Consider the following 24,009-nt stretch of genomic DNA (forward strand, 5'->3'; position numbering starts at 1 on the left):
GAGTATGCATCATAAAGTAGGTACAAAAAAGCGAGCCAAATGGCTCGCTTTTATCGGGGTAATAGAGAGTGTTAATTACTCTTCAACGTACTCTTCAATGCTTGGGCACGAGCAGATAAGGTTACGGTCACCGTAAACGTTATCAACGCGGTTTACTGTAGGCCAGTATTTCCAAACTCGTTGTGAACGAGAAGGGAATGCGCCTAGCTCACGAGGGTAAGGACGATCCCACTCACTGCTTGCTAGATCAACCTGAGTGTGAGGTGCGTTAACCAATGGGTTGTTGTCCAGTGGCCATTCGCCATCGCGTACCTTGTTCATCTCTTTACGGATGGCAATCATAGCGTCACAGAAGCGATTTAGTTCTTCTAGGTCTTCTGACTCTGTTGGCTCAACCATTAGCGTGCCCGCAACTGGGAATGACATGGTTGGGGCGTGGAAGCCATAGTCCATTAGACGTTTTGCAATATCTTCTTCACTGATGCCTGTTTCTTCTTTAAGAGGGCGGATGTCGATGATGCACTCGTGCGCTACTCGGCCATTCTTACCGCGGTAAAGAACTGGATAGTATGGTAACAAACGCTCCATTACGTAGTTAGCGTTTAGGATTGCCACTTCTGTTGCGTGCGTTAGCCCTTGCTCGCCCATCATTGCGATGTAAGCCCAAGATATCGGTAAGATAGAAGCACTACCCATATCTGCAGCAGAGACGGCATGATCTGAGCCTTGTACGCCATTTTCGATGTGACCTGGCAGGAATGGAGCCAAGTGAGATTTAACACCGATTGGGCCCATACCCGGGCCACCACCACCGTGTGGAATACAGAAGGTTTTGTGTAGGTTAAGGTGCGAAACGTCCGAGCCGATAAAGCCAGGAGTAGTCAGACCAACCTGTGCGTTCATGTTCGCACCATCAAGGTAAACTTGACCGCCAGCAGCGTGGATTTTTTCACATACCTCTTTCACGTGTTCTTCAAACACACCGTGGGTTGAAGGGTAGGTGATCATGATGCTAGATAGGTTCTCAGCGTGCTTCTCAATCTTCGCTTCTAGGTCAGCCATGTCGATGTTGCCATCGTCATCACATTTCACTACAACCACTTTCATTGACACCATAGATGCCGTTGCAGGGTTAGTGCCGTGCGCAGAGCTTGGTATCAAACAGACGTTACGGTGACCTTCACCACGTGATTGGTGGTAGCGTTGAATAGCGATTAGGCCTGCGTACTCACCTGATGCACCAGAGTTTGGCTGCAGTGAGAAGTCGTCGTAACCAGTGATTTCACAAAGCTTGGCTTTAAGGTCTTTTGCAAGAGCGGTATAGCCTGCAGCTTGTTCAATCGGCGCGAATGGGTGGATAGCACCGAATTCAGGCCAAGTAACAGGGATCATCTCTGCCGCTGCGTTTAGCTTCATGGTACAAGAGCCCAGAGGGATCATGCCGTGCGTTAGCGAGAAGTCTTTGTTCTCTAGCTGTTTAAGGTAGCGCATCATCTGTGTTTCACTGTGGTGAGTATTGAACACAGGGTGCGTTAGGAACTCTGACTCGCGGCGGCAGTTTTCTGGAATTGCAGCAAACTCGTTCTTTGCCACTTCTGCGCTAAGCGCTTCAATAGACTCTGTCACCTGGAATACGCTAAATAGCGCGACGATATCTGCAGTAGTCGTCGTTTCATCGAAACTCACACCTAGCTTGCCGTCTAGTTTACGCAGGTTGATGTTGTCACGTTGAGCCGCGCCGTATAGCGCCTCAGTTCTATCGCCAGTGTTAATGGTAATAGTATCGAAGAACGACTTATTACATAGCTCATAGCCAGCTTGAGTTAGGCCTGCCGCTAGAATTGCTGTCATGTGGTGCGTGCGACGTGCGATGGTTTTAAGGCCTTCGCTACCGTGGAATACCGCATAGAACGCAGCCATGTTGGCAAGCAGAGCCTGAGCGGTACAGATGTTTGAGGTCGCTTTTTCACGACGGATGTGTTGCTCGCGCGTTTGCATTGCCATGCGTAGTGCTTGGTTGCCGTTGGTATCGATAGATACGCCAATAACACGACCAGGCATAGTACGCTTGTGCTTGTCACGGGTAGCCATGAATGCCGCGTGAGGACCACCGTAACCCATGGGTACACCAAAGCGCTGTGCTGAGCCAATCACGACATCTGCGCCCATTTCGCCCGCAGGCTTAATTAGAGTTGATGCAAGAAGGTCGGTAGCAACTGTAACTAGCGTCTTGTTCGCCTGTGCTTTCGCGATGATGTCAGTGAGATCACGTACATCACCGGTAGTGTTTGGATACTGAACCAGCGCGCCAAAGACGTCTTGCTCAGGTAAGGAATCTAGATCGCCAATGAAAACTTCAAAGCCGATGTATTCAGCGCGAGTCTTAACCACTTCTATGGTTTGAGGGTGAACATCGCTTGCCACGAAGAAAGTCTTGCTCTTGCTCTTACCGGCACGCTTACACAGAGTCATTGCCTCTGCCGCAGCCGTCGCTTCATCTAGAAGAGAGGCGTTTGCGATTTCCATGCCTGTAAGGTCGATGACCATTTGCTGGTAGTTTAGCAGAGCTTCAAGGCGGCCTTGAGAAATCTCTGGCTGGTATGGAGTATACGCTGTGTACCAACCTGGATTTTCTAGAACATTGCGCAGGATTACGTTTGGCGTGAAGGTGTTGTAGTAGCCTTGGCCGATAAAGGTGCGCTTAACTTGGTTCTGCTGAGCAAATTTCTTCATTTCCTCTAGCATGCCCGCTTCGCTCAGCGGTGCGTCTAGAGTCAGTGGTTTCTCTAAACGGATTTGTTGTGGCACCGTTTGTTGAATAAGGTCATCTAGGCTCTCTGCCTTGATGCGCTCAAGCATTGTTTTTTGATCAGTTAAGTTGGGACCATTATGGCGCGCAACAAATTCGTTATCTGTACTCAAACTGCGTAGTAGATCAGTCATAATTCCTTTATACCTTACTTGAAGCCTTCTACGAGACTTTAGGGGTGATTCAGTTTCCTAGATGTGTGCTGCAATTCAGGCTTTCGATGTGGAGCATGCTTGCTCTCTTATACGCGTCTCTGAATGGCAAGATCCCCGCAGTTGCGGGGATACTTAGAAGCTATTGTTTTAACTTAATAAAACCGAAGAGAGTTACTCGTCTTCGATGCTAGCTAGGTAATCTTCTGCGCTAGTTAGGTTATCTAGCTCAGACGGATCTTCTAGTTTCACCTTAACAATCCAACCGCCTTCGTACGGTTCTTCGTTGATGAGCTCAGGGCTATCTTCTAGCTCTTCGTTAATTTCAACGATTTCACCTGTGATTGGCGCGTAGATGTCTGATGCTGCTTTTACAGACTCAACCAATGAAAAGCTGTCGCCAGCTTCAATGTTTTCTTCTACTTCTGGTAGGTCGACAAATACAACATCACCTAGCATCTGTTGAGCGTGCTCTGAGATACCGATAGTAACCGTACCGTCACCGTTGTCTTTTACCCACTCATGGCTATCAGCAAACTTAAGGGTGTTGTCCATTTTTTGAATCTCCAACTTAATCAGATTTGAATTAATAAAAGCACTATTGCAGATAAAATAAACCGAGTTGTTTACATTCTCAAGTCGAAATTTCCTATTGGAAACAAAAAATTCAAGAATGCAACTTATCTCTCACTTAATCTTACTCTATGCTCTTCATCCCAAGTACCTTTTTGTGGCACACTTTTCAGTCAAGAAATGGGAAGAAAATTAAGACGAAGGACCTCATGAAAGAATCTAAACTGGATGATTATCCATCATTAACCATAGAGAAGTCCTCAGTAGAAAACAGCGTTGAACCATTAAAGTTAGGTGACAAAATTAAGTCAATCCGTAGCCAGCTTGGTTTAACTCTTGAGGAGGCAAGTCAGCGCACAGGGCTAGCCCGCTCTACGCTAAGCAAGATAGAGAACGAGCAAATAAGCCCGACGTTTCAGGCGATGCAAAAGCTGGCCTCTGGGTTAGATATCGATATGCCGCAGTTGTTTGCCCCTCCCAAGAACAAAGGTGCGAGCGGGCGCAGAGACGTCACGATGAAGGGACAGGGCAAGCCTCACCCTACGCCAACGTATGAGCATGAGTTGCTGGCGACGGAGATGTCACAGAAGAAAATGATGCCATTCAAATCTGTGGTGCATGCTCGAAGCTTTGATGAGTTTCAGGGCTGGGTTAGACACGATGGTGAGGAGTTTCTGCTCATTCTGTCTGGTGAGGTTACTCTATACACCGAATTTTATGAGCCTTTAGTCCTTGCTGAAGGTGACAGTGTTTATTACGACGCTAACATGGGGCATGCGCTGGTTTCACGCAGTGAACACGATGCCCAAATACTTTGGGTTACAGCAAAATAGACCGCTTGAATGTAGCGGTTGTGTTACGAGACGAAGTTTCCTATAGTGTCGGCAAACGTTTGCTTAACTGCGAAACTGATATCAATCATTATGAATATGTTGCTCTGAGCCAAGTTAAGAAACATGGCGCAGAACACAGCTAAGGAGAGACAATGACTGAAGCTTTACTGAAAACCCCTTTACACGCCCTTCATGTTGAAGAAGGCGCAAAAATGGTGCCGTTTGCTGGGTATGATATGCCAGTTCAATATCCACTAGGGGTTAAGAAGGAGCACTTGCATACTCGTGATGCAGCCGGTCTTTTCGATGTGTCTCATATGGGGCAGCTTCGCCTTAAAGGCGACAATGCCGCTGCGGCGCTAGAGGCCTTAGTCCCAGTTGATATTATTGATCTTGCTAGTGGCAATCAGCGCTATGCGTTCTTTACCAATGAGCAAGGCGGCATCATGGACGATTTGATGGTGGCTAACCTTGGCGATCACTTGTTTGTGGTGGTAAATGCTGCTTGTAAAGAGCAAGACATCGCGCACCTTCAGGTAAACCTACCTGCGGATATTGAGCTAGAAGTTATTGATGACAGGGCTTTGCTGGCGCTTCAAGGCCCTAAAGCGGTTGACGTATTGGCCGAGCTAAATCCAGCGGTTAAAGACATGGTGTTTATGGATGTAGCTCGCCTTGAGTTGCTTGGTGTCGAGTGTATTGTAAGTCGCTCTGGCTATACTGGCGAAGACGGCTATGAGATCTCAGTTCCTGCTGAGCAAGCGGAAGCTTTGGCTCGCAAGCTCACCGATTCTGATCTGGTAGAGTGGATTGGTCTTGGTGCTCGTGACTCGTTGCGTCTTGAGTGTGGTTTATGTCTTTACGGTCACGACCTAGACACTACAACGACGCCTGTTGAAGCTAGCTTACTTTGGGCGATCAGCAAAGTACGTCGCGCTGATGGCGAACGTGCTGGTGGCTTCCCAGGCGCAGACATCATTCTTGATCAAATTGCGACTAAAGATGTTTCGCGTAAACGCGTTGGTCTAGTGGGTCAAACGAAAGCGCCTGTTCGTGAAGGCTGTAAATTGTTTGATGCTAACGATGTGGAAGTGGGTGTTGTAACTAGCGGTACAGCTGGTCCTAACGCAGGCAAACCGGTTTCTATGGCTTATGTACGCGCTGATCTAATGGCAGCAGGCACCGAGATCTTTGCTGAAGTACGCGGTAAAAAACTGCCGATGACCGTAGAAAAAATGCCATTTGTACCGCAGCGCTACTACCGCGGTTAATTGTCTTCAATTATGTCGAAAGTGACATTGGAAGGGCACATTATCGTGCCCGTTCAAGACTTAAAACAGGTACTTGAGGCTTTGCCTGAGCATATTGAACTGACTCACGCAGAGCCTGGCTGTATTACCTTTTATGTTCAACAATCCTCAAAAAAGCCTCATCGCTTTGATGTTTATGAAGAGTTCATAGATAAAGAAGCCTTTGAATATCATCAACGCCGAGTAAAAGAATCTCACTGGGGCGCTATCACCTCTAATGTGATTCGACATTACCAAGTCTCAGAAGAAAGCTAAAAATCATGCCTCTCAATCAAGTTACTCTGGAAAAACAATCTTTTACGCCAAGCAAGGTACTGTGTGTCGGCAGAAACTACGCGGCGCATATTGAAGAGCTAGGTAATGAAACCCCAGAAGACATGGTGGTTTTTATGAAGCCAAATTCTTCTCTTAGCCAACAGCTGAACAGTTTCCATGATGAGCCCTTACACTATGAGGCGGAGTTGTGCTTTTTAGTCAAAGATGGTGAATTTTCTGGGGTGGCTATTGGTCTAGATCTCACTAAACGGCAGACGCAAAGTGCACTAAAAGCAAAAGGCCTTCCTTGGGAGCGCGCCAAGGCATTTGATGGTTCAGCGGTTGTCTCGGAGTTTGTCTCCTTTGATGGCGACTTTAAAGAGTTATCGCTTCAGCTTTGGATCAACGATGAGCTGATTCAACAAGGCGGTGTCGAGCTTATGCTGTATCCACCACAGCTGATCAAGCAAGAGCTTAACAAGTTCACGTCACTGGAAGAGGGTGACATCGTGATGACAGGGACGCCAAAAGGCGTGGGTGTTGTTAATAGGGGGGATCGATTTGTGGGGCGTGTTTTGCAAGGAGATCAATGTCTTGTAGAACAAAACTGGTTGGCGCAATAAGTAAATAAGATGTTCCCCCAAATAACCAAAAGCCCTCTTTATACAATAGGATAAAGAGGGCTTTTATCGTTATTAATCAGATAGTAACAGTGCTTAACCTATTAAATGTCTGTACGTTTAATCAAGCGTACTTCATCAAAATAGGCTTCTTCATCAGAGTTAGGTGTTCCTTGGTACGTTAGAGCGAACTCATCAATTCGAACTTCAAGCTCTTTGTTGTTTTCTACTTGATAAAGTAACTCATCCTCTCCGACCGAAGTATCAACTTCCATATAGGCAAACACTTCAACATCGCTATTGGAAGCACTATCAAACTCAAGAGTTACTTGCTTGAAGCAACTTTTCACACTTCCTTCCGGAGCATCATCGAGATCCTTAATGTGTGCTTTTGCATCCGAAATGATCGTCCCTACGCTATTTTTAACGCCGTAATGTAGCGTAGATACAGAGTCATCCCCTTTATTGTCACAGTAGTAAAGGCTATATGTCATTGGTGTGTTCATAGGAATATTTGAGACTTTTTGGCTAAGACCTGGAGTCGCACTAAAGTCATAGGTATCTTCGCCTTTTTTAAAGCGTATGCGCGCCGAGCCATTTGTACCACCTTCGTCACTAAAGGCGGAATCACCTGAACTACCCACATCCCCCAAACCTTCACTGCTACCTTCTTGTTGAATCCAAAAATCACTGCTACCACCATCGGAGCGCCACTGACCCAAGTCGCCGTCTTGAATTCCTGCATTTAGCGTTACTTCACTCGCAAGTGCTAAAGACAATTGGCCTGATGTTTCTGTAGCTCCTGTTGTGAACTCATGGATAACCAGTTGGTAATCTGTATTTGATACATCACCGTCAAAGCTGTGCTCGCCGACGCTGATATTATATTTCCCTTTCACAAAGGCAGAGACTGCATGTTTTGTGTTGGGTGTCAGCGTTACTTCTTGATATGCACTTTGATCTTCTCCTATCACAACTAAGCTTGAGTTATAGCTAAAGGTACCTGAACCTGTAACGGAGGCATTGCCCAACCAACCTTCAGTACCATTGATAAACGCATAGTTGTTCAGTTCAGTTTCGTGGATTACTGGCTCAGGTTTATCGAAAGAATAGGATTGTGGACCTACATCATCATAATTGAGTGGCTCAACTAGTGGAGAACCATTAGTAATATCATCAGCACCCGCTAGAGTGATTTCATTGCGTGTAAGGCCATCCATATCAGAGGTTACTGCAACAAATTCCCCTCTATCGTATTCAGTAGCGTCAATACTCGATGAGTTTGATGGTCGGTATAAGCCATCGATACCTTTTACCAAATGAGCACTAACAAGGCTACCTGTAACTTTGTCTGTATCTGCAAAGGAATCACCATCTACAATATTGCCAACTACAACAGAATTGCTTGCCCAACCGCGGTCAGTTTCAACAAACACAGGACCGATGGCTTTATCAACAATGTTATTTGCAAAGTAGATCTGCTCTGGCTGTTTAGACTTACCCCCGCCATCGATGTTAATACTATTGATGCTGTCAATTACGGTGTTAAATGCCACATGAACATTTTCAAGTGGCTGATAGCCATTTCCGCCATCACCAGCGCCGTCAGTACCAAGAAGCACAATGCCACCATGATGGGTCGTCGACTTGTAACGGGCACCTTCGATATAGTTGTTTGTAACAATGTGTCCATCATCGACCAGTCTCAAGCCGCCTGAATAAGGGTAACCATCACCAAAAATGAAGTTGTTAGAGATGTTGTTGTGATTACCATGGCGATTGGTAATTGAACCATAGCTGTTACGGACAGTGTTTTGTGCAATTACGTTTTTTGATGCTTTATTTGAGATAACTTCAGCCTCAGCCTGAATACGCTCAAATAGGTTACCAATAATGAATGAGTTACCGGCATAGTGGTGCGTTTCACTTAGACCAGTACGAATAGCTTCATAGTCATTGTCGCTACTGCCAGCGTAAAGCTTGCCTTGTGTGGGCGGACGGTTAGCAAAGTAGTTCGCGTAAACAGTGGTGTGTTCAGCGATTCCCCCGTTGCCCTCGTCCATTAGCCCGCTTTCTCTTACTAACGAAACAATAGGGTTCCCGGTAGTTTTACCACTGAAAATATTGTGATCAATCCAGTTATGCTTGCCGTAGAGGGCTAGCCACACGCCATTTTCCTTGTTACTGGAAAGATTTTTGTCGCCATCGATATTCACAAAGACATTTTCAGAAATACGACAATGATTACAAAGTTCAGCAGAGCTAAATCGTGTTTCTAATAATTTACTACTCGCACTTTCTCCACCATCAAAGATAAGGCCATGTAACTGAACATACTCACCGCCCATAATGATTTTGGTTTCGCCGGTGATTGTTACCTGGCCTGGGTTAGTCGCTCGAACCTTAATTGGCGCTTGTTCTGTACCTTGGCCACCAAAAACAAGCTCTGCTTCGCTATAAGTACCATCATTAATACAGACAACATCACCAGGGTTCATCGCTTTGTCGTAAATACTTGGCTCAGAAATATACTCGGTGCATTCACTTGAATCGGAGCTTAAAAGGGTTTTAACACCTTGCGGCATATCTTTCGCAAAAGGTACCTCTGATGTTATTGGAATCGAGGGATCAAGTGGCGTTCCAGGTATTGATTCATCAGGATCCACTGGAATAGATGGCTCTAGTGGCGTCCCAGGTATCGAATTATCAGGGTCGGTTACTTGGCTACTTTGACTGGAATCATTACAACCGACGATCGCTAACGTTATCAGTATGGATAAAATACTCTTGTTCATGTTCCCTCTTATTTCAAAATGTTATTTCCTGTATCAATATGTTATTTAGTTTTACTTTGTGTTTATAGCGATCGATATCTCATTTGTATTACATGAGTACAATAATATTTAAGTGCCAGAGTGGTGCTGGTGTTTTTTTTGATAAAAAACAATGGCTTATAGGTTTGGTGTGTATTGATTGAAATGATAGGCTAATGATTAAATTCTTGATGTGCCTCACAAGGTAAGGGCTGAAGTAAGCCTAATTTGAACATGGGTTGGTTATTTATTGTTGAGGGGGATCACCTTTTTGTAGGTGTGTCTAAACCTAATAATAAAGCTTTCTATTTGTCGGAAGAATAATAACTCATTGGTGTGGATTATTATTCTAAGTGAGTTTAAATATGATACTGGGGAATATTCAAGTTGTTGCATTTTCTCATGATGTTCAATAGAGAAAGCTGAACGTTACTGCTCTACGAACATAGTTTAATTATTTAAGTACCTTTATTAAATTGCATATAAGGAGCAATAGAAGTTACCAAGCAATATAAGTGGCTATCACCTTTATATGTTGGGGAGGCCTATATAGCGTACTTTTTTCCGATCCCAGAGTAACGCCTTGAGATTCAGAAGTCTCTCAGGGCGCAACTATTGAACTGGGGTTACAGTTTTTAAAGCTTGATTATTCAGACGGTAATCTTTGCTTGAGTTCCAGTAACATCTGAAAAGCACTTTCGCCTGACATCTCGTACGGATTGAAATCTGGTGAGCTTGAGAACTGCATATTGATAAGGGCAGTTAGGTAAGACTCAGGGATGTCTCCCATAGACCAATCACCAAAGACTCTGGTGTGGATCTCTTGGAAATAGAGAATCTGTACATTGTCGTGTCTTTCGTCTTTCAAAATGCGGTTATAGGTCGAGTTCACAGCCTCTCTTGAGCCCTCTAAGCACTGTAAAAAATATTTGTTGTTGTGGCTTAAAAGACCAGTTAAATGACTCTGTTGATTGAATCTCCTAGAGGTAGTAAGAATGTCATCTAAGGTATGAGAATCACAGGTTGGAGATAGGGTACTGATATAAATTAATCGAGTTAGAACCATAGCCATCACTTCTATTTTTATCAAAAGACATTATCAAATATACTCTATGTCGCTGAAATTCCTAGGTGATCCCCTATGAGTTGTGCAATTGTGAGCTCGCATCGTGACACAGAAACCATTTCAATCTATTATTCGTTGCCAAATGGCTAGTTCTGGCCAACCTCAGAGACAAATCACGATTATCGCTCCGCCGGAGACAAATTATGATTATCGCTCATTAATTTATGGAGCATGATTATGAATACTTGGGTTAAAGATGCGATCGTTTATCAGATCTACCCCCGCAGTTTTAAAGACTCAAACAACGACGGCATTGGTGACATCAATGGTGTTCGTTCGAAACTCGATTATCTTCAGCAGTTAGGCATTAATACCCTTTGGTTAAGCCCTGTTTACGACTCTCCTTGTGATGACAACGGCTATGATATTCGTAACTATCAGGCCATTCTTGCGGAGTTTGGCACTGTGCAAGACTTCGACTTATTGCTGGAAGAGTGTCATCAACGGGGAATGAAACTGGTGATGGACTTGGTGATCAACCATTGTTCGGATGAGCATGAGTGGTTTGAGCAATCGAAACAATCAAAGACGGGACCCTATGCAGACTATTTCTATTGGGCTGATGAGCCTAATGATTTGAGGTCTGTATTTGGCGGTAGTGCTTGGGAGTATTGTGAGTCTCGCCAGCAATTCTATCTACATACCTTTAGTAAAAAACAGCCAGACCTTAATTGGGAATGTTCTGTTCTGGTTTCTGAAATTGAGCAGATGGTAGATTGGTGGCTAGACAAAGGCGTGGATGGCTTTCGAGTTGATGCGATTTCGTTTTTGGATAAATCAGGTATCGAAGATGCGCCGAATGGCACCTTTGCCACAGAAGCGTGCGTGAATAGACCGAAGGGACATGCACATCTGCGTAAACTAATGAGCAAGATACACACTCGTGATGTTCTCAGTGTTGGAGAGATCAATGCCAGAGATACCGGTGAGTTGTTGGATTATGTGCTCCCTTCACGTAACGAGTTTCAAATGGCTATTGTATTCACGCCACCAGAAATCGAAGTATTTCATGAGAACCTGAACCGATATTACAAGGAGCAGGTTAAGACTCGTATTGAGGTTCAAAGGCAAGGCGCTTGGAATGCAAATTTCCTCTCTAATCATGATAAGCCGAGACAAGTATCGCTTTACGGTGATGACGGAGAGTTTTGGTTACAGTCAGCAAAAGCGTTAGCCGTACTTAACCTTACTCAGCATGGCACCCCTTATCTATACCAAGGTGAGGAAATAGGGATGACTAACTGCTATTTTGATGAGATCTCTGATTATGATGACATTGATACTGTTGCCAAATATCAAGAGCAGCTAGAGCTTGGTTTATCAAGTGATGACGCCTTGGCACTGGTAAGTAAAGCCAGCCGAGACACCAGTCGGACGCCAATGCAGTGGGATGACTCAACCTTTGCCGGTTTCAGTGAAGCAACGCCTTGGCTGAAGGTCAATGAGAACAAGAGCACGATAAACGTAAAAGCTCAGCAGCAGGATACTGAGTCTATATTGCACTTTTACCAACAGTTGATTGAATTGCGACTCAGCTCTGAGACGCTAAAAACGGGAGAGACGTCGCTGTACGATACAGAGGATGCGATTATTGCGTATCAACGTGAGAGTGATAGCTGCACCTATTCAGTGATTGTCAACCTAAGCCCTGCAAGGGTATCGGCGCCTAATCTTCCTGAACTTCAATCAGCGGAGTTGTTACTCGGAGAGGAGCTAAACGAGTCTCTAGCGCCATACTCTTTTGCGATATATAAAAGCTAGAGCAGTGAAATTAGCGTTAAACATTAATACGTTTAACGCTAGTTTCAAGTTCAGCTACACTCACTCATCATAGCTTCATGCCTGAAACCTTGTTACAAAACAACTAACTGGGCGCAACTGTCCCCTCTCATTGAATTAAGCAATAAAGCCGTTTGGATGTGAAAGATGCGATAGCGTTCAGAAATATCTATAAAGTAGTTTGTAGAATGAACAATGAAAAAAGATGACAATAAAGCTTTACAGCCTGCTTTATTAGTGTACTATCCACTTTCACTCTGTGATTCAGAGTTATTAATGAAATATAAAGTAAAAGCAAAACCCTCAGTATTCCATCGTTATTGTTGTCATCCTCAGTGTTTCCTTAGCTTCATCGTAGCATTCAATAATTCAAGATTTCAGCGTCTCGCAATATTGCGAAAATAAATGATTTAAAAAATAAGGGACAAATTATGTCTAACAAAACTACTGGTATCGTAAAATGGTTTAACGAAGAGAAAGGTTTCGGCTTTTTGACTCAAGACAACGGCGGTGCAGACGTATTCGTTCACTTCCGTGCTATCGCATCTGAAGGTTTCAAGACTCTAGCTGAAGGCCAAAAAGTGTCTTTCACTGTAGAGCAAGGTCAAAAAGGCCTTCAAGCTGCTGACGTAGTAGCTATCTAAGTTTTGTCGGCGCAGATAGCTTTGGCTGTCTGCGCCAACTTAATACCATTAACTCATAACCCAATAATTTATATCGTAACACCGTAAATAAAAACCTCTCTCACATCTGCAAAATGTAAATGTCGTCAAGTTAGTTATTTCCTTCGCTACATCAATATAAATATTAAATAAGCTTAACTATTTCCATGTTGAATTTAATTTCACAGGAAAGGTTCAGTCGTATAAAAATTAAGGATATTTATGTCTCGTTCTATCGGTCGTAAGCGCTTTTGGTTCCAAAAAAAGTGCACAGAAAATAGTACCAAATTTAAAAAAGCTAGCTAATTATCAATACTTAGCTTCGCTGTAATGTCTTAGACTCAAGCCGTTTTCGTGATCCAGAACGCTTTGAGTTAATAAGAATCTCAATTTCTACACTACTCAATCCTCACAACAAACACGTATTACTCCCACAATCTTGCTCATCTCAACTATGAGCCTAGTTTCATTTCGCACCTACTAACATTTGTAAATCCCTTGAATTCATTGGCTTCAGGCATTAGTTTAACTGCCAATAGTAAATGGATATGAGAATGACCAAATGACTTCAGAAAGCAACAATGCTCAGCCTTGGGCACAACCAATGCCACAACACCAGTTTGAATTTATGTCTAAAGTACTGTCTGCGCCTTCCCCTATTGGGTTTGAAGCGGCGATGAGTTATGGCGTGATCAAGCCTGAGTTTGAATCGTTTATGCCTGAAGGTTGGGGTATTCATCAATTCAAAGGCAACGCGAGCATCGTGTTTGACTCTCACCCAGGTCGCGACGATCTTACGAGCGTTATGATCGTCGGTCATGCGGATAAGATTCGCATGCAGGTGCGCAAGATTGATAACGACGGCAAGGTTTGGATCAATACTGATTCTTTTTTACCGACGACCTTGATTGGTCATGAAGTTCAAGTCTTCTGCCAAGACCCAGAAAAGCTAGGCGCTTATAAAGTAATTAAGGGTGGAACTGTTGAGGCACTCGGTGCTATTCACTTCTCTACACCATCACAACGTACTGGTGAGCAGGGCATTAAGCCTGAATCGATCTACCTAGAGCTGCAAATGCACGGTGAAGACCGCAAAGCACAAGTAGAGGCTCTTGGCCTGCGTGTGGGTGACCCCATTTTACTCGACCGCCCTATCAAACGAGGCGTTGGCGTGGATACCTTCTTCGGTGCTTATCTTGATAACGGCCTTGGCTGTTTTTCTGTCACTGAAGTGGCTCGCACTCTTGCTTCTGAGGGCTTAGATAACGTACGAGTACTCTACACTATCGCGACTCATGAAGAGATTGGTCGCTTTGGTTCTACCCAAGTAGTGGGTGAGCTTAAGCCTGATGTATTAATTGCAACAGACGTAAACCACGATTATGAGGCGGCTCCTGGCATTGGTGCTCGTAATATGAACCCATTGAAAATGGGCCAGGGTTTTACGATTGGTCGTGGCTCGGTAGCTTCAGAATATCTAGTTCAGGTATTTGATACCTTGTGTCGTGAGAAAAGTATCCCGTTCCAGTTGGATTTCTCTGGTCGTGATATGGGCACAGACGGCATGGCAGCGGCACTTGCTGGTGTTGATAGTGCATCAATCTCAATTGGTTACCCCATTCGTAACATGCACACTTCATCAGAATCTGCTCATACTGGCGACTTACTTGCTTCTATCGAAGCCATCACGGAAGTTCTGCGTCATTTCAATAGCATGAATGATGGAAAGGGTATTACTCGCGATGACTTGAAAAACAGCCATATTCGATTGGACAACCTTTGATCTAAAGTGATGTAACCATTGTTTAAAAGCGCTCCTATTGGGGCGCTTTTTTGTGGGGTAAAGATACATTAAACACAGTTTTACAGCCTTGAGAGCAGTATTGGATGATCAACCCCAAATGTCCTTGTATACTCTGCTAGAAAGATCCTAATTGAGACAAGGGAACAACAATGCCTAAGGCAAGTGAAATCAAAAAAAGTGCTGCGATTGAGCACAACGGTAAAGTGTACTTCGTTAAAGAAATCAACAAACTAACGCCAAGTGGCCGTGCAGGTGCAAGCCTATATCGCATGCGTATGTATGATGTAGCGACAGGCGCAAAGGCAGACGAAAGCTTTAAAGCCGATGAAATCATTAACCTAGCAGATTTCAGCCGTCACCCATCTACCTTTTCTTACATCGATGGCGATGAGTATGTGTTTATGGATAGTGAAGACTACACTCCATACAACTTCAACAAAGAGAGCATTGAAGATGAGCTTCAATTCATCAATGAAGAAACACAAGGCATCTACGTATTGCTCGTTGATGGCAGCCCAGTAGCACTTGAGTTACCTTCAGTTGTTGAGCTTGAAATTGTTGAAACTGACCCGTCAATCAAGGGTGCTTCAGCTGCTGCTCGTACTAAGCCTGCAACGCTTTCTACAGGTCTTATTATTCAAGTACCTGAGTACATTGCTGGTGGAGAAAAGGTTCGCGTGAACACCACTGACAAAGCATTCATGGGTCGTGCTGAGAAGTAATCTCTCAAGCTTCCGAATTGAAAACGCAGTCGCTTTCTGGCCACTGCGTTTTTTTATGGGTGTTATACCAATCGTAGTAAATAACTAGTTATCAAAAAGTGCTGCCTTGTTATCCAGCGTTTTATCTACGTTATTTCTGACCACTTACTTACTGTGATTGGTATTGAATCACAAATTGCGATTTTGATCTCATCGATTAGCTTTTGCATACATCTAATAGCGCTATGCTAGAGTGACGTTAATTAAATGGATATTTTCCTTATGAATTTTCCTATTAAAGCTAGCTGTCAATGTGGACAGGTTTCTTACCTATTGAAGGCTAAGCCAAAGAAAGTAATGGCCTGCCATTGTACTGAATGCCAAAAGCTCGCCACTGCTCCCTATAGTGTTACTGCCGCAGTGCTTGCGGAGGATATCGACTTCAGTGGAGAGATGAATGAATGGCGACGCTCATCGGATAGTGGCAATGTGAATGCCGCTAAATTCTGCCCGCAGTGTGGTAATCGTATTTATCATTACAATCCAGCGGAACCAACCCTTCTGAAGCTGAAGTTAAAGCCTATTGATGCTGATGTTATGGCACTGTTTGAGCCGACAGCGCATATTTGGATTAAGGAAAAGCAAAGTTGGTTTGAGGTTCCTGAGGGTGTGACTGCCTTTGATACTATGCCGACATAAGACTTCGATTAGCTTTCGAATTAGTGAGTGTTAGTTTTATTGAGATGAAAAGCACTTCATAAGGAAGTGCTATTTAGGTCTTGAATAATGATTATAAATCGAGTGGCGTTAGGTCGTGATACTCCCACTTGTCCTCGTCTGTAATTTCTCGCATTACTTTACAAGGGTTGCCCACAGCGATGACGCCTGCTGGGATATCTTTGGTCACTACACTACCTGCACCAATAATGCTTCCCTCACCTATAGTGACGCCGCCACAGACGGTGGTGTTCGCTCCAAGCCACACGTTATCGTGAAGGGTAATTGGCTTCGACGCATATAGGCCGACAGCGGAACGTTGATAAGGGTCTATAGCGTGCTCCACACAGGCAAGTACACTGCCAGGCCCTATCATTACGTTTGCACCGATGTGCACAGTAGACGTATCTAAAATAACGCAATTGTAGTTGAGAAGCGCAAAGCCTTTGAAATGAATATTGAAGCCGTAATCGCAGCGAAAGTGAGGCTCGATGTTCATGAAGGAGGTCACTGTGCCAAACAACTCTTTGTATAGTGTTTGTCTCTGTTCCATGTCATCAGGATGAGAATTATTGAGCTCGAAGCAGAGTCGCTTTGCCTTGGATTGAAGCTTTTTGTCATCACGAGCAAACTTATGGATGAACGGCTGATTTGAGGTGAGCTTGTCGATGAAGTTCATGTGTATAGTCATGTTGAAAAATCAAACTCATACTTTACCAAGTTAACGCCATAAAAAATCGGGTATTAGTCTAGGAAACATGAATTGAAGACGCTGGGATTGCTCTTTCTTTAAGCTAACTTTTGATAGAGGTATTTGAACTTTGTTGGGGAAAATGAGTAAAACTTAGTACTGCAAAGCTAGTTCAAAAAAGCTATATTTAAAGGTAAGCTCAGGTGCAGTTGCAATGAGACTGATTTAATAGCTAGCTGATGATACCCCTTATTAGTAAGGCTAAGTCACTGGGTAACGGAACTACCTAGGCAGAGTGCACTAATTGATGGAGTAGGGTATGCATAAGGCGTTTAGATTGGCTGCATGTGCAGTCGTTTCACTCGGACCGGTTCACGCAGTGGCAACCGATGGAGGAGCGAGTACATACATCGTAAACGGAATATCCGTTTCAATTCAAACGTTCCCTTCGTTTTCTAGCCTTTACTTTGACCAACTAGACACCTCCGGCTTATATCAAAACTATTGCGGTGCGACGATTCTCGATGAATATCATGTGCTTACTGCTGCCCATTGTGTCGAGGGCGACTCTTACTACTATACATACACTTCTATTGCTCCTCAGCTTGAAAACGAACAGCAGGTTCTCAGTGGTAGTGTGCAATTGATTCGCGCTAGTGAGTTCTATTATCCAGACACTTTTGTCGACAATGAAGCGCTGAGCTGGCCTGATGATATCGCTATCGTTAAGCTAGAAAACCCAATGCCAGTAGACCCTTCTGACTACGTTACCCTTGCTTCTATGAATGACATCTTGGATTACGATGTGGTGGGAACAGAGATGGTGACCATTGGCCATGGTTACACGCGTTCAGGTACTGATGACTCAGATGGTTTACAAGGCACGACTCAAAGATTGCTTTCGAGATCTGGTTGTTCGTCGGCTGGAACGAGTAGCAAACAACTCTGCCTGATTGGCGACTACAGCCCTGAGACGGATTTACTCAACTCTACCTGTGGGGGCGACTCAGGTGGCCCTTTATATTGGTACAACGGTAGTCAATACGTTCAGGTTGGCATCACCAGTTACGGTCCTACCCAATGCGGAAACCCGGACTCTGACTACTCGTCAGCGTACACTGAAGTTGCAGAATATCGAGGCTGGATTGCTGACGTACTAGCGGGACGAGAGATACCTCAGGTTATCGTTACTGAGTTCGACCGAGAAAACTATACCCCTGACGAAGGAGATTCTGGCTTTGGCGATGAATCTGGCGGTTCTTTTTCTTGGGCTTGGTTGCTCGCTTTGATCGTTGGACGTGGCCTGCAATCTCATCGTTCTAGAAACTAAATCGATTGATTCTGTTTGTTGCGTTATTAAGCGGCTGTAAACAACTATTGTTGTTATAATTGCAACAATACCCACTGACTAATCTCATTTTATGCTCACTCGTTCTGATGATCTCGAAATTCTTCTCACCGTTGTTGATAGTGGTGGCTTCTCTGCAGCGGCTGAGGCGCTAGATATCCAAGTTGCTAGAGTGTCACGCTCTGTTAGTAAGGTTGAGACACAATTGGGTGTATCTATACTCAACCGTACAACACGCCGCGTCGAGCTGACGGATGAGGGGCGACAGTTTATTGAAGGGGTTAGGTTAGGGCTTCAACAATTGCAAAAAGCTGAGGACGATATTGTTTCTCGTGGTGAACTGCCAAAAGGACGTTTACGAGTTGATGCGGCAAGCCCGTTTGTGTTTCATCAGTTGGTGCCATTAGTAAAAGAGTTCAACCAAGCCTATCCGGATATTAAGCTAGAACTGACGTCCAACGAAGGCTTTGTCGACCTTCTAGAAAAGAAAACTGACATCGCGATTCGCATCGGGTCGCTGACCGATTCAACCCTTCATGCCAGACCTTTAGGCAAAAGCCCTCTATACATTGTTGCCTCGCCGGAGTACTTGGCTAGAAGAGGCATACCACAACAAACTAGCGACCTTTCTACTCATGACATCATCGGCTTTGCGGGGGTAAAGGTACTTAATGATTGGCCGTTAAGAGGTTTTTCGCCCTTAGAACAAACCTCTACCTCAAGTAATGGAGAGACAGTTAGACAGCTGGTACTTGAAGGAAATGGAATCGCATGCCTATCCGGGTTTATGGTGAACAAAGACATAGAGGCAGGACGCTTAGTGTCCTTACTGGACGGTGACAAGATGAGCAATACGGGACGTGAGTTGGTGAATGCGGTTTACTACCGCTCTTCTAACGTGTCAAAGCGCATCTCAGCGTTTATTGATTTCATTCAGCCCAAGCTCACCTTATAAACGGCCTAGCTGGGCGCTAAGATTCTTTTTGATCTACAGAGCAGTTAGAGAAAAGAGAGTGACTCTGTTTTGCGACCTTATCAGCCGCTCCTGCTTCTTGTGAGACGTGGTAAAGGTTATTCATAAAGAACCCTACGATAACGCCAAGAATAACAAATTGTATAGGCTTTAAATTCATTTCGACCCTCATAAATGATAACGACTTAGCCTTGAAAGTTAAGCGTAGACCGAATTTAGAGGGCTTTCAAAAGCGATTTGTACCGATAGACTACCTGAAGCACACATCTGCCCAACGTGCTAAGCCGGCAGTAACAGAGCCAAAGTAGTTGCCGCTCACTACTGGTACATTCGGTAATATCGTTTGTACGGCATTTCTAAGTACAGTAGAGCGTGCAGAGCCACCAGTCATGAATATCGCGTCCGGAGTAGTCTGCGATTGTTGAACGGCTTCAAGCACTAGCTTAGTTATCTTCTCTTTCGGTACTTCAATGGCTTGCTCCATCTCTTGGCTCAACACTGGAATCTCGACTATCTCACTAAGAAGTTTGATCTTGGCAAGATAGCTTTCATCCTCAGATAACGCGATCTTGGCACTTTCTGCTTGAGAAACGATGCCGTAGCCAAGAGCACCTTGGTGCACTTCGATCATTCTAGCCAATTTGGCTGGCTCACAAGCTTCGCGATGCAGTTGTCTGAGCAGGGCTAGGTTTTCTTTGCCGTAAAAGTCGCGTTGCGCCTGAACATTATTAATCAAAATAGAGTGCCAAAATTGGCTGATAGGTATTTCAAGGCCTGATTGTTTGCGGCTTCCCTTACCGAACTCAGTCATAAATTGCTTATAAGCGATATGGATATCGAGATCGTTACCCCCTACCAGTTGGCCGGTATGACCAAGTAGAGTTTCTTTACGATCACTTTTACCCAGCCAAGATGGGCCCATTTGAATCATGGAGCAGTCGGTTGTACCACCGCCGATATCAACCACTAACACGTTTTGGTTTGAAGTTAATGTGCTCTCGTAATCGAGTCCGGCGGCAACGGGTTCAAATTGAAACTCGACGTTTTTAAAGCCAGCTCTGGTAGCCGCTCTGAGTAATATGTCTTGTGCTTGCTGGTTTGACTCTTCTCCGCCACGGCCAAGGAAGTTTACAGGGCGACCAATTACCGTATCTTCAACGGCTTTTCCAAGGGACAGTTCAGCTTGAGATTTTACGTTCTCCATCATGGCGCAGACTAAGTCTTCGAAGAAGGCGAGCTGCACGTCACGTAGCCCTCTAGCACCTAAAAAAGACTTGGGTGATTTGATGTAGTAAACATCTTTTGGATCTTCTAGGTACAGATCCAGAGCCGGCTGCCCAAACAGGATTTCCTCTTCCATAACGTCAATGCCTTCCTCGCGGTTGGCACGAATTGCACGCTGCAACACCGCCTCACCGGGCTGAGTCATTGGCGTTATCTTCTTACGACGGTACAGGTATTCAGATACTGATTCAGAGGTGGGAGCGCACAAGGTCGAAGAGATGTACTTATCGCCATTACTGAATGGAATTTGGATTGCTTGGTTATCGATAATGTGTGCCACGGAGCAGTTTGCCGTACCGTAATCAAAACCTATTGCCATGTGTCCTCCAAAGATCAGTGAGTGCTACGAAAAAGGGGCGCAATTAAACCTTGTTTAGGTAGGGGAGGTCAAGGCAGTTAAAAGAAAATAAGTAGGGCAATCCAAATGCCACTTAAATGGCTGCGTTATGTCGTATTCTAATAGATACAAAACTGAGATTGATTTGTTAATTTGGTTAATGATTTCTATGTTATTTTGTAGTTAGAAGTTATAAAAAACGGCGAATTAATCAAAGATTTAGTTTTAATAGTCATGCTGCTTCTTTCTCTATTGCATCAGTTGTTTTCTGTCTTTAATATAGCCGACATTATTGCAAATAAAAGTGCTTCTCATTTGCGTTGTCGTTGTTTGTTTACATTAGCGCACGCTTACAATGTGTCATTGTGAGTGTATAGGGCATGAAGAGTTTGTCTCATCCGTCAAATGTACCAAGCGCCAATTTGAGAAACAGCCTTTGTTTGTATTACCTTATTCATTAATAGCTAAATCACAGATTTATGAGAAACCTATGAATCACACAAAAATGCGATATCTGCTTGTTGCGGGACTATCGATGACGAGCTCTCTGGCTATGGCTAATGAGCAAGCGACATTGCAAAAATCTCAGAATATCGAGACGCAGATAACGCAAGGTGCAGCAAAGACCCAAAATAGCGTTGTTAAGAGTAGCGACAAGGCGATGCAACTAGAAGCAGACATCGCTGGGCTTAAGCAAGAAGTTCATAACCTCTCTGTCTATAACTCACACCTTGAAGGCTTGATCGCAAGCCAAGGTAAAGAGCTTGAAGGGTTTGATGCGCAGCTTTCTCAAATCGATGATACTCGCCAAAGCATTGTTCCTTTGATGTACGAAATGCTAGAAGGTCTTGAAAAACTTAATGCTGAAGATCGCCCAATCCGCACTGAAGCAAGAGCTAAGCGCCTAGATAGCTTGAATGAAATGATGACTCAAGCCGACGTTAGCGACGCTGAAAAGTACCGTCGTATTCTAGAGGCGTACCAGATTGAAATGGACTACGGCACCAAAATGGGCGCGTATTCTGGCACCATTGAAGTCGATGGAAAGCCTATCATTGCTGAACTGCTATACCTTGGCCGCGTATCTTTAGTTGCACGTTCAAATGACCGCCAACGTTACTGGGCGTGGGATGACAATAGCAACCTATGGGTGTCACAAGATGGCGGTGTGGGTCGTGAGATTGATAAGGCGTTTGATGTAGCGGCTAAGCAAGCATCACCCACTCTTCTTCAACTGCCTATTTCTCTGACTTTTGTTGAGCAGAACAAGGTCGAAACAACACAGGGTGAGGAAAAGTAGTCGATGAAACATCACCTAGTAAAGTTAAGTCTAGTGTTAGCGTCAGTACTGTGTGTACTTCCGGCTCATGCTAGCCAAACGCTTCTCAATGATACCGCAGATGCAAAAACAACCGAGCAGCAACACAACACGCAGCGAGAAGCTGAGTTTGCGTCTCAAGAGGCTAAGCTTCAAAGCCAATATGATGCTCTGGTTAAGCAGCGTGCCAATCTTAATAAGTCGATAGACTCACTCAGTACACAATTTCAAGATAATGAACAAAAGCTTTCTGAAAAAGAGAAAGAGCTGACTCTAGCCACAGGCAGTTTGGGTGAAATATTTGGTGTTGTTCGTCAATCTGCAAAAGATGTTCAATTAGAGCAAGAGCGTTCGGTTGCCTCTATTGGTCTTGAGCAAGATGTAACGACCATCAATGACATCATTGAAGCAAAGTCTATCCCTTCTAAAGATCAGCTATACGGTCTTTGGCAGTCTTATGTTCATCAGATCAAGGTAAGCTCACAAGCCTCAATCATTGGTGTGCCTTTTGTGGGTGGCTCAGGTGAGATTGAGCAGAAGCAAGTGTTGCGCATGGGCGCATTCGCCTTGGCAGATGACAATGGCTACCTAGTGTGGAACACAGATAAGCAGATCGCTACGCCATATACAGTACAGCCAAAACAAGCTCTGACTATCAATGCAAATATGGGCGCTGAAATGCCAGTGGTTGCCATTGATGCTACACGCGGTGCGCTGCTGGAACAACTAGCCAATAATCCAACCTTGATGCAACGTATTGAGCAAGGTGGCCTAGTGGGTAAGATCATTCTTGGCTTGCTACTAGTGGGTCTTTTAATTGGTCTATATCGTGCCGTGGTACTGATGTCTATCAAGTCTAAGATTGCCAAGCAGCTAAAAGATGTAGACTCACCATCAGATGACAACCCGCTTGGTAGGGTTATGTTGGTTCACAAGCAAGACCAAAGCCCAACGGTTGAAGCGCTAGAGCTTCGTTTGTTAGAAGCGGTAATGGATGAACAAGAAACGCTAGAGCAAGGTATTTCTACCATCAAGTTGTTGGCGGCGCTTGCACCTATGCTTGGCCTATTGGGTACAGTGACTGGCATGATTGATACCTTCCAGACCATTACTCAATTTGGTAATGCCGACCCTCGAATTATGGCGGGTGGTATTTCAATGGCCTTGATCACAACCGTACTTGGCTTGATCGCGGCAATGCCACTACTGCTAGTGCATAACTTACTATCGAGCCTATCTGAAGGCATTCGTAATGTGGTTGAAAAACAAGGTGTGGGCTTAGTTGCTGAGCGTGCTGAGCGTAAACACACAACGGACAGCCAAATTGCACAAGAGGCAACGGCATAATGAACGACATTGCGTCAATTTGGGCGATGCTATCAGACGTACCCCTTGTCGGTTCTATTGAAGAGCTGATGTTTCGAGGTGGTCCGGTTCTGTGGTGGCTCGCCATTGTGATGCTGGTCTTTTGGGTACTTGTTCTAGATAGAATCTTGTATTTCTTTTGGGCATTTCCAAAGAGTCAACATGACTGGGTGCTTAAGTGGCAACAACGTACAGACCGTCATTCTTGGTACGCTCTATCGCAAAGAAGCGCATGGCTATCTGCATCAGAATCTGGCCTTAAGCGTTCACTTTCTTTGATGAAGGTGTTGGTAGCTCTGTTCCCAATGCTTGGGCTATTGGGAACAGTAACGGGCATGATTTCGGTGTTTGATGTGATGGCAGCCCAAGGAAACAGCGAACCGCGCCTAATGGCGGCAGGCATTTCTATGGCCACGATTCCAACGATGGCAGGCATGGTTGCCGCACTCGTTGGTATGTTTGTTTATTCAAGATTATATGGTTTGGCAGAACGTAAACAGTTGCATTTAGAGCGTCTGCTGCGAATCCATAGCTGAAGG

The 24,009-nt window shown here is 44.5% G+C and carries 21 protein-coding genes; 14 read left to right on the top strand and 7 right to left on the bottom strand.

All coding sequences use genetic code 11. The features are described from left to right. Positions 1-75: 75 nt before the first annotated feature. Both gcvP and gcvH read right to left on the bottom strand, forming a co-directional pair. Positions 76-2,943: an aminomethyl-transferring glycine dehydrogenase gene (gene gcvP, locus D5I41_RS04830; protein ID WP_119008770.1), complete on the bottom strand. Its 2,868-nt coding sequence runs from the start codon at positions 2,941-2,943 to the stop codon at positions 76-78. A gap of 192 nt (positions 2,944-3,135) precedes the next feature. After that, positions 3,136-3,516 carry a glycine cleavage system protein GcvH gene (gene gcvH, locus D5I41_RS04835; protein WP_102550378.1) on the bottom strand — a complete coding sequence of 127 codons (381 nt, stop codon included), beginning with the start codon at positions 3,514-3,516 and terminating at the stop codon, positions 3,136-3,138. A 227-nt stretch (positions 3,517-3,743) separates the two neighbouring features. On the opposite strand from gcvH, the gene D5I41_RS04840 reads away from it, so the two are divergent. From D5I41_RS04840 to D5I41_RS04855, 4 genes are all read left to right on the top strand, one after another. Beyond that, positions 3,744-4,367, top strand: a complete 624-nt coding sequence (locus D5I41_RS04840) for a helix-turn-helix domain-containing protein (RefSeq protein ID WP_119008771.1) — start codon at positions 3,744-3,746, stop codon at positions 4,365-4,367. A gap of 152 nt (positions 4,368-4,519) precedes the next feature. Then, positions 4,520-5,638 (top strand): glycine cleavage system aminomethyltransferase GcvT, encoded by a 1,119-nt coding sequence (gcvT, locus tag D5I41_RS04845; RefSeq protein WP_119008772.1) that lies wholly within the window; start codon positions 4,520-4,522, stop codon positions 5,636-5,638. 12 nt (positions 5,639-5,650) lie between these two features. Next, positions 5,651-5,932: a putative quinol monooxygenase gene (locus D5I41_RS04850; RefSeq protein ID WP_119008773.1), complete on the top strand. Its 282-nt coding sequence runs from the start codon at positions 5,651-5,653 to the stop codon at positions 5,930-5,932. A 5-nt stretch (positions 5,933-5,937) separates the two neighbouring features. Beyond that, positions 5,938-6,555, top strand: a complete 618-nt coding sequence (locus D5I41_RS04855; protein WP_119008774.1) for a fumarylacetoacetate hydrolase family protein — start codon at positions 5,938-5,940, stop codon at positions 6,553-6,555. A 101-nt stretch (positions 6,556-6,656) separates the two neighbouring features. Here the strand turns inward: D5I41_RS04855 and D5I41_RS04860 are convergent, their stop codons facing one another. Then, positions 6,657-9,347 (bottom strand): polysaccharide lyase 6 family protein, encoded by a 2,691-nt coding sequence (locus tag D5I41_RS04860; RefSeq protein ID WP_119008775.1) that lies wholly within the window; start codon positions 9,345-9,347, stop codon positions 6,657-6,659. Positions 9,348-10,011: 664 nt separating this feature from the next. Beyond that, positions 10,012-10,431 (bottom strand): BLUF domain-containing protein, encoded by a 420-nt coding sequence (locus D5I41_RS04865; RefSeq protein ID WP_186811063.1) that lies wholly within the window; start codon positions 10,429-10,431, stop codon positions 10,012-10,014. A gap of 237 nt (positions 10,432-10,668) precedes the next feature. Here D5I41_RS04865 and D5I41_RS04870 point away from each other — a divergent pair, with 237 nt between their 5' ends. From D5I41_RS04870 to D5I41_RS04890, 5 genes are all read left to right on the top strand, one after another. Beyond that, positions 10,669-12,252, top strand: coding sequence for an alpha-glucosidase (locus D5I41_RS04870; RefSeq protein WP_119008777.1), 1,584 nt, complete (start codon positions 10,669-10,671; stop codon positions 12,250-12,252). Positions 12,253-12,701: 449 nt separating this feature from the next. Continuing rightward, on the top strand, positions 12,702-12,914 hold the full coding sequence (gene cspE / locus D5I41_RS04875; RefSeq protein ID WP_017029860.1) for a transcription antiterminator/RNA stability regulator CspE: 213 nt from the start codon (positions 12,702-12,704) through the stop codon (positions 12,912-12,914). A 580-nt stretch (positions 12,915-13,494) separates the two neighbouring features. Beyond that, a complete protein-coding gene (locus D5I41_RS04880; RefSeq protein WP_119008778.1) occupies positions 13,495-14,715 on the top strand; it encodes a M28 family peptidase in 1,221 nt (406 codons plus the stop codon). Between the two features lie 170 nt (positions 14,716-14,885). Next, entirely contained in the window at positions 14,886-15,458 is a 573-nt protein-coding gene (efpL, locus tag D5I41_RS04885; protein WP_102550382.1) for an elongation factor P-like protein EfpL, read from the top strand. A gap of 261 nt (positions 15,459-15,719) precedes the next feature. Further along, positions 15,720-16,136 (top strand): GFA family protein, encoded by a 417-nt coding sequence (locus tag D5I41_RS04890; RefSeq protein WP_119008779.1) that lies wholly within the window; start codon positions 15,720-15,722, stop codon positions 16,134-16,136. A gap of 91 nt (positions 16,137-16,227) precedes the next feature. Here the strand turns inward: D5I41_RS04890 and D5I41_RS04895 are convergent, their stop codons facing one another. Continuing rightward, positions 16,228-16,845: a sugar O-acetyltransferase gene (locus tag D5I41_RS04895; protein ID WP_235868860.1), complete on the bottom strand. Its 618-nt coding sequence runs from the start codon at positions 16,843-16,845 to the stop codon at positions 16,228-16,230. A 319-nt stretch (positions 16,846-17,164) separates the two neighbouring features. Here D5I41_RS04895 and D5I41_RS04900 point away from each other — a divergent pair, with 319 nt between their 5' ends. Beyond that, a complete protein-coding gene (locus D5I41_RS04900; RefSeq protein WP_119008781.1) occupies positions 17,165-18,175 on the top strand; it encodes a S1 family peptidase in 1,011 nt (336 codons plus the stop codon). Between the two features lie 91 nt (positions 18,176-18,266). Beyond that, positions 18,267-19,148: a LysR family transcriptional regulator gene (locus D5I41_RS04905; protein WP_119008782.1), complete on the top strand. Its 882-nt coding sequence runs from the start codon at positions 18,267-18,269 to the stop codon at positions 19,146-19,148. A gap of 16 nt (positions 19,149-19,164) precedes the next feature. On the opposite strand, the gene D5I41_RS21185 is transcribed toward D5I41_RS04905, so the two are convergent. Then, positions 19,165-19,326 carry a hypothetical protein gene (locus tag D5I41_RS21185; protein WP_162892792.1) on the bottom strand — a complete coding sequence of 54 codons (162 nt, stop codon included), beginning with the start codon at positions 19,324-19,326 and terminating at the stop codon, positions 19,165-19,167. 90 nt (positions 19,327-19,416) lie between these two features. Continuing rightward, positions 19,417-20,769, bottom strand: coding sequence for a molecular chaperone (gene yegD / locus D5I41_RS04910; protein WP_119008783.1), 1,353 nt, complete (start codon positions 20,767-20,769; stop codon positions 19,417-19,419). Between the two features lie 508 nt (positions 20,770-21,277). On the opposite strand from yegD, the gene D5I41_RS04915 reads away from it, so the two are divergent. The 3 genes from D5I41_RS04915 to D5I41_RS04925 are packed head-to-tail and all read left to right on the top strand — an operon-like array spanning position 21,278 to position 24,006. Further along, positions 21,278-22,087 carry a DUF3450 domain-containing protein gene (locus tag D5I41_RS04915; protein WP_119008784.1) on the top strand — a complete coding sequence of 270 codons (810 nt, stop codon included), beginning with the start codon at positions 21,278-21,280 and terminating at the stop codon, positions 22,085-22,087. A gap of 3 nt (positions 22,088-22,090) precedes the next feature. Next, positions 22,091-23,452, top strand: coding sequence for a MotA/TolQ/ExbB proton channel family protein (locus D5I41_RS04920; protein ID WP_119008785.1), 1,362 nt, complete (start codon positions 22,091-22,093; stop codon positions 23,450-23,452). Beyond that, positions 23,452-24,006: a MotA/TolQ/ExbB proton channel family protein gene (locus D5I41_RS04925; RefSeq protein ID WP_119008786.1), complete on the top strand. Its 555-nt coding sequence runs from the start codon at positions 23,452-23,454 to the stop codon at positions 24,004-24,006. The genes D5I41_RS04920 and D5I41_RS04925 overlap by 1 nt, the downstream gene beginning before the upstream one ends. The last annotated feature ends 3 nt before the right edge of the window (positions 24,007-24,009 follow it).

It is taken from the genome of Vibrio superstes (assembly GCF_003569005.1).
In the GTDB taxonomy this organism is placed as follows: Bacteria; Pseudomonadota; Gammaproteobacteria; order Enterobacterales; family Vibrionaceae; genus Vibrio; species Vibrio superstes.

What these genes read in the sequence shown, in the direction of transcription:
- gcvP (WP_119008770.1), bottom strand. Translation starts at nt 2,943, where the DNA reads ATGACTGATCTACTACGCAGTTTGAGTACAGATAACGAATTTGTTGCG.
- gcvH (WP_102550378.1), bottom strand. Translation starts at nt 3,516, where the DNA reads ATGGACAACACCCTTAAGTTTGCTGATAGCCATGAGTGGGTAAAAGAC.
- D5I41_RS04840 (WP_119008771.1), top strand. Translation starts at nt 3,744, where the DNA reads ATGAAAGAATCTAAACTGGATGATTATCCATCATTAACCATAGAGAAG.
- gcvT (WP_119008772.1), top strand. Translation starts at nt 4,520, where the DNA reads ATGACTGAAGCTTTACTGAAAACCCCTTTACACGCCCTTCATGTTGAA.
- D5I41_RS04850 (WP_119008773.1), top strand. Translation starts at nt 5,651, where the DNA reads ATGTCGAAAGTGACATTGGAAGGGCACATTATCGTGCCCGTTCAAGAC.
- D5I41_RS04855 (WP_119008774.1), top strand. Translation starts at nt 5,938, where the DNA reads ATGCCTCTCAATCAAGTTACTCTGGAAAAACAATCTTTTACGCCAAGC.
- D5I41_RS04860 (WP_119008775.1), bottom strand. Translation starts at nt 9,347, where the DNA reads ATGAACAAGAGTATTTTATCCATACTGATAACGTTAGCGATCGTCGGT.
- D5I41_RS04865 (WP_186811063.1), bottom strand. Translation starts at nt 10,431, where the DNA reads ATGGTTCTAACTCGATTAATTTATATCAGTACCCTATCTCCAACCTGT.
- D5I41_RS04870 (WP_119008777.1), top strand. Translation starts at nt 10,669, where the DNA reads ATGAATACTTGGGTTAAAGATGCGATCGTTTATCAGATCTACCCCCGC.
- cspE (WP_017029860.1), top strand. Translation starts at nt 12,702, where the DNA reads ATGTCTAACAAAACTACTGGTATCGTAAAATGGTTTAACGAAGAGAAA.
- D5I41_RS04880 (WP_119008778.1), top strand. Translation starts at nt 13,495, where the DNA reads ATGACTTCAGAAAGCAACAATGCTCAGCCTTGGGCACAACCAATGCCA.
- efpL (WP_102550382.1), top strand. Translation starts at nt 14,886, where the DNA reads ATGCCTAAGGCAAGTGAAATCAAAAAAAGTGCTGCGATTGAGCACAAC.
- D5I41_RS04890 (WP_119008779.1), top strand. Translation starts at nt 15,720, where the DNA reads ATGAATTTTCCTATTAAAGCTAGCTGTCAATGTGGACAGGTTTCTTAC.
- D5I41_RS04895 (WP_235868860.1), bottom strand. Translation starts at nt 16,845, where the DNA reads ATGACTATACACATGAACTTCATCGACAAGCTCACCTCAAATCAGCCG.
- D5I41_RS04900 (WP_119008781.1), top strand. Translation starts at nt 17,165, where the DNA reads ATGCATAAGGCGTTTAGATTGGCTGCATGTGCAGTCGTTTCACTCGGA.
- D5I41_RS04905 (WP_119008782.1), top strand. Translation starts at nt 18,267, where the DNA reads ATGCTCACTCGTTCTGATGATCTCGAAATTCTTCTCACCGTTGTTGAT.
- D5I41_RS21185 (WP_162892792.1), bottom strand. Translation starts at nt 19,326, where the DNA reads ATGAATTTAAAGCCTATACAATTTGTTATTCTTGGCGTTATCGTAGGG.
- yegD (WP_119008783.1), bottom strand. Translation starts at nt 20,769, where the DNA reads ATGGCAATAGGTTTTGATTACGGTACGGCAAACTGCTCCGTGGCACAC.
- D5I41_RS04915 (WP_119008784.1), top strand. Translation starts at nt 21,278, where the DNA reads ATGAATCACACAAAAATGCGATATCTGCTTGTTGCGGGACTATCGATG.
- D5I41_RS04920 (WP_119008785.1), top strand. Translation starts at nt 22,091, where the DNA reads ATGAAACATCACCTAGTAAAGTTAAGTCTAGTGTTAGCGTCAGTACTG.
- D5I41_RS04925 (WP_119008786.1), top strand. Translation starts at nt 23,452, where the DNA reads ATGAACGACATTGCGTCAATTTGGGCGATGCTATCAGACGTACCCCTT.